General features: G+C 41.8%; 9 protein-coding genes. 6 read left to right on the top strand and 3 right to left on the bottom strand.

Annotated features, from left to right (window positions below):
- Positions 1-65 precede the first annotated feature (65 nt).
- Both D1164_RS19090 and D1164_RS19085 read left to right on the top strand, forming a co-directional pair.
- Positions 66-1,346 (top strand): mechanosensitive ion channel family protein, encoded by a 1,281-nt coding sequence (locus tag D1164_RS19090; RefSeq protein ID WP_119351507.1) that lies wholly within the window; start codon positions 66-68, stop codon positions 1,344-1,346.
- Between the two features lie 141 nt (positions 1,347-1,487).
- Positions 1,488-1,970 carry an Lrp/AsnC family transcriptional regulator gene (locus D1164_RS19085; protein WP_119351506.1) on the top strand — a complete coding sequence of 161 codons (483 nt, stop codon included), beginning with the start codon at positions 1,488-1,490 and terminating at the stop codon, positions 1,968-1,970.
- 39 nt (positions 1,971-2,009) lie between these two features.
- On the opposite strand, the gene D1164_RS19080 is transcribed toward D1164_RS19085, so the two are convergent.
- Complete coding sequence (locus D1164_RS19080) at positions 2,010-3,341, bottom strand: ammonium transporter (RefSeq protein WP_119351505.1); 1,332 nt, start codon at positions 3,339-3,341, stop codon at positions 2,010-2,012.
- 251 nt (positions 3,342-3,592) lie between these two features.
- On the opposite strand from D1164_RS19080, the gene D1164_RS19075 reads away from it, so the two are divergent.
- Complete coding sequence (locus tag D1164_RS19075; RefSeq protein ID WP_119351504.1) at positions 3,593-4,060, top strand: Lrp/AsnC family transcriptional regulator; 468 nt, start codon at positions 3,593-3,595, stop codon at positions 4,058-4,060.
- Here the strand turns inward: D1164_RS19075 and rlmB are convergent.
- Both rlmB and abc-f read right to left on the bottom strand, forming a co-directional pair.
- Positions 4,057-4,791, bottom strand: a complete 735-nt coding sequence (gene rlmB, locus D1164_RS19070) for a 23S rRNA (guanosine(2251)-2'-O)-methyltransferase RlmB (RefSeq protein ID WP_119351503.1) — start codon at positions 4,789-4,791, stop codon at positions 4,057-4,059. The two genes, D1164_RS19075 and rlmB, sit on opposite strands and share 4 nt — an antisense overlap.
- A complete protein-coding gene (gene abc-f / locus D1164_RS19065) occupies positions 4,791-6,743 on the bottom strand; it encodes a ribosomal protection-like ABC-F family protein (protein WP_119351502.1) in 1,953 nt (650 codons plus the stop codon). Before abc-f ends, rlmB begins: the two co-directional genes overlap by 1 nt.
- Before the next feature lie 415 nt (positions 6,744-7,158).
- Between abc-f and rlmD the strand changes: the two genes are divergently transcribed.
- From rlmD to D1164_RS19050, 3 genes are all read left to right on the top strand, one after another.
- Positions 7,159-8,568, top strand: coding sequence for a 23S rRNA (uracil(1939)-C(5))-methyltransferase RlmD (rlmD, locus tag D1164_RS19060; RefSeq protein ID WP_119351554.1), 1,410 nt, complete (start codon positions 7,159-7,161; stop codon positions 8,566-8,568).
- A gap of 159 nt (positions 8,569-8,727) precedes the next feature.
- The gene (locus D1164_RS19055) at positions 8,728-10,272 is read left to right on the top strand and encodes an OmpA family protein (RefSeq protein ID WP_119351501.1); all 1,545 of its coding nucleotides are present in this window, start codon (positions 8,728-8,730) and stop codon (positions 10,270-10,272) included.
- A gap of 457 nt (positions 10,273-10,729) precedes the next feature.
- Positions 10,730-12,328: a peptide chain release factor 3 gene (locus tag D1164_RS19050; RefSeq protein WP_119351500.1), complete on the top strand. Its 1,599-nt coding sequence runs from the start codon at positions 10,730-10,732 to the stop codon at positions 12,326-12,328.
- Positions 12,329-12,374: the final 46 nt, after the last annotated feature.

The raw sequence follows: 12,374 nt of genomic DNA, 5'->3' as shown, positions 1-12,374 counted from the left end.
TAAAAATATCAGCTTAACAGATAATGAGATCTCTATACGAATTTCTACTTAAAAATATCAGGGGAATGGACGGACTGGAAATGTTTGCCAAACCCGGTGCCGCATTTATCACTTTAATAGTGCTGGTTTTTCTGGCATGGCTAGGCCATTTCTTAACCCGAAAAATTTTTGTAGGCATTGTTACGCGTATCGCCCGTCGTACCAAAACGAAATGGGACGATGTGTTGGTGAAACGGAAAGTATTCAGGAATCTTGCCCATCTTGTGCCGGCATTTATTCTTTACTATGCAGCCGATTTTTCATCGCCTGTTATTCACCAGGAATTGAGTGAGCTAAGCCAGAATGCCTTGAACATGCTTTCGCAGGATTACTACCTCGGGCTGGCCAGTTTCCTCACAAAAACGGCCCAGGTTTATTTTGTGTTGATTTTCATTTTTGTAGTCAGTTCATTTCTCAACGCAGGTCTCGACATATACAACACAACACCTTACGCCCAGCACCGGCCGATAAAAGGATACATTCAACTTTTTAAAATACTGATGTTCTCCCTCGCCGGAATTTTAATCGTTTCTATTCTACTGGAACGAGACCCAACCGTACTGCTGGCTGGTCTTGGCGCTATGGGGGCCGTGCTGCTGTTGGTATTTAAAGATTCGATTTTGGGCTTCGTGGCTTCGATACAGCTTTCGGGAAACAACATGGTAAAAATTGGCGACTGGGTTGAAATGCGCAGCCACGGCGCCGACGGGACAGTAATCGACATTACCCTGAATACGGTAAAAGTTCAGAACTGGGACCGAACCATTTCAACAATTCCTACCTATGCCATGGTAAGCGAATCGTTTATCAACTGGAAAGGGATGGAAGAATCGGGTGGAAGAAGGATAAAACGGGCCGTTAATATTGACATGACCAGCATCAAACTATGTGATACTGCCCTGATGAACCGACTCGAAAAATTCCTGTTGATCCGGGATTATGTCAGAGAAAAAGAAAATGAGATTAAAGAATACAACATCAGGAAAAACATTTCAGATGAAGATATAATTAGCGGTCGCAGGCAAACCAATGTAGGCATCTTCAGAAAATACCTTGAAGTATACCTGCAACAGCACCCCATGGTTAACAACGACATGACTTTTCTTGTACGTCACCTTCACCCTACAGAAAAGGGGCTTCCCATTGAAATATACGTTTTCTGCAAAGATAAAGCCTGGAACCGGTACGAATCCATTCAGGCCGATATTTTCGATCACATTCTGGCTGTTATTCCTGAATTTGATCTTAGAATTTTCCAGGAACCTTCAGGAGCCGATTTTTCCCGGGCATTTTCAAAATTACAGTAGCAAAAAAATAATCTTTATCAAAGATTTTCAAGCATTTACTTTCAATTTATTAGGATTACAATGTTATTAAGCAGTGTCGATTAACAATTGTAAATTTTTCATACATTTGTTTTATAATTTGAAACTCAACGAAATTTAAAAATGGATAAATCAGAATACCTCGAGCAGGCAGCCGATATTGATGAATTGGACGAAAAAATCCTCAAACTAATTACAAAAAATGCACGCATTCCCTTTTTAGAAGTAGCACGGGAGTGTGGTGTTTCAGGGGCTGCCATTCACCAGCGGGTACAACGCCTGTTAAACATTGGGGTAGTGTCGGGAAGTGAGTTCATTGTAAACCCTCAAAAGCTGGGATACAACACCTGCGCTTACATGGGAATACATCTGGAAAAAGCCAAATTTCATAAACAGGTAGTCGTAGCCCTGCGAAAAATCCCTGAGGTTATAGAATGCCATTATACTACCGGCCAGTATGCCATTTTTATAAAAATCCAGACAAAAACCAACAAACACCTAAAAAGGTTGATCGACGAGGATCTGCAGGAAATCGAAGGTATTGCCCGAACAGAAACATTCATGTCGCTGGAAATGGATTTTAAGCGACAGGTGCCGATTCAGTAAAAGTCGGGCCGGAGTTTACCGGCTTTTTTATTTTTTACGCTATTCTTCTTCTCTGTAAACGAAGTTGTATGACTCGTCGTGCTGACTAATGTCGAGTCCTACTTTTTCGCCGTGTGGCGAAATGCGCAGCGGAACAATCAAGTCGGTAATTTTGTACATCAAAAAAGAACCGCCCAATGAAAATACCCCCACAATAACAAGGGCCAGTAAATGATACAGGAAGGTAGTTACTTCCCCGTGAATCAATCCCACGTCATTGGCAAAAATCGCGGTGGCAATCATGCCGGTTATTCCTCCCATCCCGTGTGCAGGAAAAACATCCAGTGTATCGTCAATCATCGATTTTGATCGTAATGTGATGGCATAATTGCTGACAATGGCCGCAATTACCCCAATAAAAATACTGGAACCAACATCCACAAAACCGGCAGCCGGGGTAATGGCCACCAAACCAACAACCAAACCAATAGAAGCCCCCACCGCAGATGGTTTTTTACCTTTGGCTGCATCGTAAAAAATCCACGTCATCATGGCCGCGGCCGAAGCAGTATTTGTGTTTACCAACGCCTGCGCAGCAACCGAATTGGCAGCAAGGGCCGAACCGGCGTTAAACCCAAACCAGCCAAACCACAGCATACCAGCGCCCAACAGAATATATGGAATATTAGCAGGCCTGAACTTTTTATTGGCATCGTTTCTACGCCCCAGAAACATAGCACCGGCAAGTGCCGCAAAGCCCGCCGACATGTGCACTACCGTTCCTCCGGCAAAATCAAGTACTCCCCAATTTCGGAGAAAACCATTCGGATGCCACGTCCAATGTGCCAGCGGAGAATAGATAAAAATCAGAAAAAGACAAATAAAAAGCATATAAGACCTAAAGCGCACTCTTCCGGCAAAAGAACCGGTAATAAGCGCCGGAGTAATAATGGCAAATTTTAACTGAAACATGGCAAAAACAGCCAGGGGAATAGTTGGAGACAAATCGGGATGCGTACCTCCCCCCACATTTCGAAACATAAAAAAAGTCAACGGATTACCAAAAAGACCATATCCTTCACTTCCAATGCTTTCTCCAAAGGCAATACTGAACCCGACAACTACCCACAATACACTCACAATCCCCATGGCAATAAAACTTTGCAACATAGTTGAAATAATGTGCCGGTGCTGAATCATCCCTCCGTAAAAAAAAGCCAGTCCGGGAGTCATCAGCAAAACCAATGCTGTCGCTGTTAACATCCAGGCCGTATCGCCTGCCACCAGATTTGAATAATCTTGTTCTTCACTCCCATGCGGGAGCATAATGCCCAAAAGGGCAGCAAAAATCAACAAGCCCAGAATAAACCACCATTTTTTTGTACTTCTCATGTTCTATTTTTTTAATTTACAAAATATCTTATTGACATTTTACAAATACCAAATATACCAAAAAGATATATTTAAAACATTTTAACGGACAATTATACAAAAAATAAACATAAAATATATCAATATGGCAAATAAATTTAAGTTTTTATAATTACAGATTTACCCTTCAGAAATAAAAAGCGCTAGCAGACTTTGAAAAACTTTGAGAAAATATTTTGTTTTTTCTACTTTTGGTAGAAAATTATTGAAAGATGACCTTAAAGAATAGTTTGGACGAAGTTGACTTAAAAATACTGGATATAATTACTCAAAATGCGCGTACCCCATTTAAGGATGTTGCCAAGGAAGTTGGCATTTCACGGGCTGCTGTCCATCAACGGGTAAACAGGATGGTTGATTTGAAGGTGATTGTTGGGTCAGGATATTACATTGACCCTAAAAAAGTTGATTTCAGTACTTGCAGTTATGTCGGAATCTTTTTAGAAAAAGGGGGACTTTTTTCGGAAGTGGTTGACAAGTTAAAATTGGTTCCGGAGATTGTTGAATGTCATTACACTACAGGAGAGTATGCTATTTTCATTAAAGTTTATGCCAGAGACAACGAGCACCTGAAAAGCATCCTGAGCAATCACATCCAGAAAATTAAAGGTGTGGCAAGTACCGAAACATTTATTTCACTTGAAGAGTCTTTCAAAAGAACCATTCCGGTAAACGGCTAGTTCCTTTGTCTCACAGCTTCATAAATCATGAGCGCTGCCGCAACCGAAACGTTTAGCGATTCAATCTTCCCATAAAGAGGAATCCGAACCTGCTCATCAGCCATTTTTAACAGGGAGGACGAAATTCCCGTGTCTTCTGATCCCATAATGATAGCAAGGGGCACATTCATTTCTGAATCAGTAAAAACAGTAGATGCTTTTTCAGTGGAAGCCACTATCTTTAACCCTGAATCTTTCAGAAAACGAATAACAGAACCCAGGCTTTTAACACGGCAAACCGGAAGTGAATGAATGGCCCCGGCAGAAGTTTTTACTGCATCGGCGCCAATGCGGGCCATCCCTTTCTCGGGTATTACAATAGCTTGCACGCCACCACATTCTGCTGTACGGACAATGGCCCCAAAGTTTCGCACATCGGTCACCTGATCGAGTATCAGGATAAAAGGATCAACCCCAGACTCAAACAGCCCGGGCAGCAGCGTTTCAATATCATCAAACTCCACTGCCGACAAAAAGGCCAAAACGCCCTGATGATTTTTCCGGGTTACCCGGTTAATTTTCTCTACCGGAACAAACTGAAAAGGAATTTCATTTTCTTTTATCAACTGAAAAAGTTCGCTAAACAACGGATTGTCCAATCCCTTTCGAATCAATACTTTTTCAATCCTACGGCCACTTTTCACCGCTTCAATTACTGCCCTTGTGCCAAAAATATAATCTTCGTGTTGCATCACCAATTTTTTTTCTTTTTCAATGACTCCAACTCTTCATGCTCTTTTTCCCATTTCTCCATTGTTTGAGCCAGGTCATTTTTTAATGTTTCGTAATTAGCAAAAATCTCTGAATCATTGATATTTTCAGGAGAAGACAACAGTTTGTCCATCTCCGAGATTTCAGTTTCCAGTTTTTCCACAGTCTCCTCAATTCCGGCTACAAGCTTTTCCTTCCGCGAAATATTCCGGTTTATCTCCTTCCGCTCCTCGAACGGAATTTGCCTTATTTGCTCCTCGCTTTTTCCCCGGTTATTTTTGGAGCCTTTTCTGCTTTGTGTCGGTATTTCCAATTCCTTCAATGTTTCCATTTTCTTTTTTTGCAGAAAATCGTAGATTCCACCCAGATGCTGTTTTGTTTTTTTATTTCGGAATTCATACACACAATCCACCATGCCGTCGAGAAATTCACGATCATGTGAAACCACAATCACGGTTCCCGGGAAATGCGCCAACGCCTCCTTTAGTATTTCTTTCGACTGCATATCAAGATGGTTCGTGGGCTCATCCAGCACCAGCAAATTCACAGGTTCCAGCATAAGGCGAATCATTGCAAGTCTTGATTTTTCACCACCGCTAAGTACCTTTACTTTTTTATCCGCGTCCTCTCCGGAAAACAGGAATGCACCGAGAATATTCCGGATCCTGGCACGTACATCTCCCACAGCAATTTCATCAATGGTTTCAAATACGGTTAACTCCCCATTAAGCAATTGTGCCTGATTTTGTGCAAAATAGCCGATTTTAACATTATGCCCTATCTGTAAGGAGCCTTCAAAATCAATCTGCTGCAAAATAATCCGCACCAGGGTTGTTTTCCCTTCGCCATTCCGCCCTACAAAAGCAACCTTTTCACCGCTTTCCACAGTAAGGTCAATATCATTTAGCACCAGGTTATCGCCATACTTTTTACTGATATTCTTAGACTCAACCACTACTCTTCCTGAACGTGGAGGCGGCGGAAATTTAATCTTCAAAGCAGCATTGTCCTCTTCTTCCACTTCTATCCGTTCAAGTTTTTCAAGTTGCTTAATGCGCGACTGCACCTGAACCGCTTTGGTTGCTTTATACCTGAACCGCTCGATAAACTTTTCCGTATCTTCAATCATTTTCTGCTGATTACGATAAGCAGCCAATTGAATTTCACGCTGTTCCATTTTCCATTTTACAAAGGCGGAATAATTCATCTTCTGATCCGTAATCTTTCCAAGCGAAATTTCCAGTGTACGTGTACAAACAGCATTGAGAAAAGCTTTATCATGCGAAACCAACATCATTGCACCCTGATAATTTTGAAGAAAATTTTCAAGCCACTGAATCGATTCGATATCCAGGTGATTGGTAGGTTCGTCAAGCAAAATAATATCAGGCTTCTTCAACAGCAACTTAGCCAACTCAATTCTCATGCGCCAGCCTCCGCTGAATTCAGAAGTAGGACGATTGAAATCCGTTCGCAGAAAACCAAGCCCCAACAGCACCTGTTCCATCTCAGCCTCATAGGAATCCCCCCCCAAAATGGAGTAGCGCTCATTCAAATCAGTCACCTCATCCAGCTTTTTCAGATATTTATCCGAATGGTAATCGGTTTCACTGGCAATTTCATGGTTGAGATGTGCGATTCTCTTTTCAATACCTATCAATTCTTCAAATGCCAGTATGGTTTCCCCCAGCAACGTGTTGTTATCCTTCAATTTCATTTCCTGGGGAAGATAACCCACCGTCGTTTCTTTCGGTATATTTACGTCCCCGGAAGTTGGCTGAAGAACTCCGGCAATTAACTTGAGTAAGGTTGTTTTTCCAGCTCCGTTCCGCCCAATCAGGCCTATACGGTCATCATGCTGAACAAGAAAAGTTGTTTCCCGTAATAAATCAAAACCACCAAAACTTACCTGTATCTTATCTAATGAAATCATTCTACTTTTTAATGCGGCCAAAGATAACGAATTAGCCGTGAATAGAATGGAACAGATCTTTTTATCGGGCAAAAAAAAATACCCTTTCGGGTAAAAGAAGAAAGGGGAAAGCTATGGACGCTTTTTGAAGATGATTGATGATTTACAAACCCCTAAACACAAAACCAATCATAAATACAGAAGATGCTTTCCCCTTTTAAAGTTCTATTTCTGAAAATAAAACCAACCATTAAATCAAAACAAATATAGATAAAAAAGTTCCTACTAGAAAAATGTATGAAAAACAAAAAGCAATATTTCAATCAAAAACTGATGCTTTTTCCCATTATGGGAAAGATCGTTTATAATTGGGAATCCAGATAAACAGGTAATTACACTTCAATTGACCGGAAACACTATATTTGCGGAAAAAAAGATGGCAAGAAAAAGAAAGAAACCATTTTATGAAAAAATCCGGATAGAAGATATTGGTGCAGAAGGAAAAGCACTGGCACGGATTGGCAATATGATTGTTTTTACCCGGTTGGCTGCGCCGGGCGATATTGTAGATTTGCAGGTTACCAGGAAGCGGAAAAAGTACCAGGAAGCGATAGTTACCCATTTTCACGAATTTTCAAAGGAACGGACAGAAGTTTTTTGCCATCACTTTGGAATATGCGGGGGATGCAAATGGCAGTTTTTACCATACGAAAAACAACTTTTCTACAAGCAGAAACAGGTAGAAGATCAGCTTAAACGGATTGGAAAGATTGACCTGCCGCCCATTTCACCCATCATGGGTTCAGAAAGCGATACCTTTTACCGCAATAAACTTGAATTCACCTTTTCCAATAAAAGGTGGCTAACACCCGAAGAGATTGAATCGGGCAATGAGATCGCCCGTCCCGATGCGCTGGGGTTTCACGTCCCCGGCATGTTTGACAAGGTTATCAATATTGAAAAATGCTGGCTTCAGCCTTCCCCGTCCAATGAAATCCGGAATTTTATTTTCCGGTACGCTACAGAAAACCGCCTCAGTTTCTTTGATCTTCGCCAACAGGAAGGACTTTTGCGAACCCTGATAATCCGTACAACTTTATGTGGAGAGCTGATGGTAATCCTCTCATTCTTTGAAGACAAAAAGGAGAAAAGAACCGACCTGCTCCATGCCATAAAAAATGAATTCCCTGAAATAACATCTCTTATGTATGTTATAAACAAAAAAGGGAATGATACCATTACAGATCAGTCAATTGAACTATTTTACGGAAGGGATCATATTTTTGAAGAGATGGAAGGGCTACGATTCAAAATCGGCCCCAAAAGTTTTTTTCAGACCAATTCAGCCCAGGCCTATCAACTCTACAACGTAGCAAGGGAATTTGCAGATTTAAAAGAAGATGAGACCGTTTATGATTTGTACACAGGTACCGGGACCATTGCCAATTTTATTGCACGAAGCGCCAAAAAAGTTATTGGAATTGAATATATACCGGAGGCCATTGAGGATGCAAAAGAAAATGCTTCCCTTAATCATATTACCAATACAGAATTTTTTGCTGGCGATATGAAAGCTGTACTCAACAATGATTTTATTCAGAAACATGGTCATCCTGATGTAGTTATTACGGATCCACCCCGGGCCGGAATGCACGCGGACGTAGTAAAAACGTTACTCGACATGTCGCCCCGGAAAATTGTTTACGTAAGCTGCAACCCTGCAACCCAGGCTCGCGACATACTATTACTTGGAGACCATTACAAAACCACGCGAGTACAGCCTGTTGATATGTTTCCGCATACCCACCATGTAGAAAATGTTGTATTGCTCGAAAGAAACAGTTAAAAACGCAATAAAATAAGAGGCCGGAAATTCTACCAGAAAAAAATATCACTCATTTGGCATGCTGGTTGTAAGGAACCTCCAAAAAATTAACACATAATATAGAAATAAATTACGTTAAATTAAGTATATTGATCATCCAAAATCTTTAAAATCGGGAAAATGAAAAGGACACTATTTTTTTTAATGGGCATCTTGCCATTTTTTTTAATGGCTCAACCTCACGTAACCTTTCCGGAAAATGTGACACTAAAAGTGGAAAAAACGGAGGTGAATACTTCTTCCAGCGATTTCGGACCTTCTTTTGTGGAAAATGAATTATGGTTTTCTGCATTTACGGCCAACGAAATAACAAAATTAAGCCAGGGGAAAACCAAAGGGGTGTTTTATGATCTCTTTGCCGTACAGGTTAACAATAAAGGAAACATTAGCGGAGGAAAAAATCTGAGACTACAGGAATTCAGTGCCGGATACCATGCAGGACCGGTTTCATATTGTAATGCGACCAACGAGCTTTTTGTTACATTAAGCAACATTGAAAACCCGGAAATAAAAAATGTGGTTTTTCAAAAAGCGAACATCCCGCTGAAAATTATCATCCTAAAAAAATCAGGTACAACCTGGACAGATGAAGGGGAGCTTCCGTTCAACAGTTCAACTTACTCGGTAGGGCATCCAGCTATTTCAATTACCGGCGACACGCTGATTTTTGCTTCAGATATACCCGGGAAGGGGTTAGGTGGAACTGACCTCTACATGACGATTCGTCAAAATGGGAAATGGGGAGAGATGGTTAACCTGGGCGAAAATATTAATACGAAGGGAGACGACATGTTTCCTTTTCTCCACAAGGGGAAACAATTGTTTTATGCTTCTAACGGCAAAACAGGCGGCAACGGTGGCCTCGACATCTACTATTCTTCCCTGACAGGGAATGGCTTTGGCGCCGCTAAAAATTTAAACGAGTTGAATTCCCCTGAAGATGACTTTGGGCTCGTAATCCATCCCCTGGAAGAAACAGGATATTTTGTATCCCAAAAGGCAGGAGGTGAAGGAGGCGACGATATATACAAAGTACTTTTCGAAGGCGAATATGAATTGGAGTTGCTGGTCCGCGACAAGAAAAACCTGGAGCCTATAAGCAATGTTAAAGTGGAATTTAGCGACAACACTACCCTTTTTACAGACAACAACGGACTGGTAAAAAGGGAACTGCAAAAAGGAACCGACTATTCAGCAACATCGGTTCATGAGGGATTCATGAACGAGTCGGTTACCTTTTCCACAAAAGGTGAACCTTACGGTACCATCAAAGCTATTATCAGTATTGAAAAAGTGGAAAAAGGACAAAAATTTGTAATGGAAAACATCTATTACGAATTTGACAAATGGAATATTTTACCTGAATCAGAAGTGGAACTGGACAAGCTCGTGAAGGTACTGAATGACAATCCGGCCTGGAAAGTAGAATTGGGTTCACACACTGACAGCAGGGGAACTGATGCCTACAACGAAAAACTCAGTCAAAAACGCTCTGAATCGGCTGTAAGTTACATTGTTTCACAAGGAATTCCGGCTAACCGAATTATTGCCAAGGGGTACGGTGAATCCCAACTGGTAAACGAATGTGCCGACGGCGTTTCATGTACAGATGAGCAACATCAGGAAAACAGGAGAACCGAATTTACCATCCTGGAAACAAACTGACAGGAATCGACTACATTCAGATACGATAAAATACCGGGGAGTAAAAAATCTGACTCCCCGGTATTTTTTTATTTCAATTTCGTTTCAACTTACTACAATACATATGGAGTTACGCTATGTCCCAACCGGAAACATATTGAACTTCTATTCCCGGGTTGAAACAAAACAAATCACGCGATTAAAAATCTCATGTCCCGGGTGACGCGATTAAAAATCGCGTCAAAAGTTGAATGTCGTCTCAATTTTGCATCTTATAACAATAAAGCTATATGCCGAAGGATATTAAATCCTGTACTCCCGCCTCGGTGGGAGTTTTTTATTCCCAATATTTATCTCTTAAACTCTCAGGACTTTAAATACCTTAAAAGTTTGGCACAACCTTCTCAAACTTCAAAACTTTCGAAAAGATTATTCCAAGTAGTTTGTTACTTTTGCGACCAAAATTAACAGGAACAGGATGACCATTGAAAAAGAGATAAGTCGCAGGAGAACATTTGGGATTGTAAGTCACCCCGATGCGGGAAAAACCACGCTCACTGAAAAGCTACTGCTGTTTGGGGGCGCTATTCGCGTAGCCGGGGCGGTAAAAAGCAACAAAATAAAAAAAGCAGCCACTTCCGATTTTATGGAGATTGAACGGCAGCGTGGTATCTCGGTGGCAACTTCGGTAATGGGCTTCGAATACAACGGGTTTAAGGTGAACATTCTGGACACACCCGGTCACCAGGATTTCCAGGAAGACACATTCCGTACGCTTACCGCAGTCGACAGTGTGATTATTGTTATTGACGCCGCCAAAGGGGTGGAGCCGCAAACCGAAAAACTGATGAATGTGTGCAGGATGCGCAAAACGCCGGTTATTGTGTTCATCAACAAAATGGACCGCCCGGCCCAGGACTCCTTCACCCTGCTCGATGAAATTGAAGAGCAGCTTAAAATAAAGGTGCGTCCGCTGAGCTGGCCTATAAACAATGGTCCCGATTTTAAAGGGGTTTACAATATTTATGACCGCAGCCTGAAATTGTTCGACCCCAGCATCCAGGAGATTGAGGAAGGGATTGACTTCCGGGATGTTTCCAGTCCGGAGTTGGAAACCCATATTGGCGATGATGCCCAAACCCTTCGCGACGAGCTGGAACTGGTGGAAGGTGTTTACCCTGAATTCAACCGCGACGACTACCTCAAAGGTAACCTGGCGCCGGTCTTTTTTGGCAGTGCGTTGTACAACTTCGGCGTGCAGGAACTGCTTCATGCTTTTCTGGAAATTGCGCCGCCACCGCAGCCATCATTGGCAGAAGAACGCGAGATAAAACCGAATGAAAACGGCTTTACCGGTTTTGTATTTAAAATTCATGCCAACATTGACCCCAACCACCGCAGCCGTATTGCTTTTGTAAAAGTGTGTTCGGGAAAATTTGAACGAAACAAAGTATATTCCCACATACGGCTCGGGAAAACGGTACGGATTTCAAGCCCTACCGCATTCATGGCTGAACAAAAAGAAATTATTGAGGAAGCATACTCCGGAGATATTATCGGGGTACCGGACAATGGCAGCTTCATCATCGGGGATACTATTACCAGCGGTGAAAATATTCATTTTAAAGGGCTGCCAAGTTTCTCGCCCGAACTTTTCCGTTACATTGAAAATGCCGACCCCATGCGTTCGAAACAACTGAACAAAGGAATCGACCACCTGATGGACGAAGGGGTAGCCCAAATATTTACCAGTCAGTTTAACGGGCGCAAAATCATAGGGACGGTAGGCCAGCTCCAGTTCGAGGTTATTCAGTTCAGGCTGGAACATGAATATAACGCCAAATGTCATTTTGAGCCGCTGCAGATGTACAAGGCCTGCTGGATCGATTCAGACAATCCTGCTGTTCTCACTGAATTTAAAAAACGAAAACACCAGAAAATGGCTAAAGATAAACTGGGACGTGACGTATTTATGGCCGATTCGCAGTTTATTCTGCAAATGGCGCAGGATGAATTCAAAGATATCCGGTTTTATTTTACATCAGAATTAAACTCGGCAACCAATAAGTCAGGTTGATTTAAATAAAAAGGGATTCTTTTGTTTCCTGTCAGTTTTTTAATTT

This window comes from Mariniphaga sediminis (genome assembly GCF_003573545.1).
Lineage (GTDB): Bacteria > Bacteroidota > Bacteroidia > Bacteroidales > Prolixibacteraceae > Mariniphaga > Mariniphaga sediminis.
The sequence above is the reverse complement of the archived record's forward strand: the minus strand, read 5'-3'. Positions and strand labels throughout refer to the sequence as shown.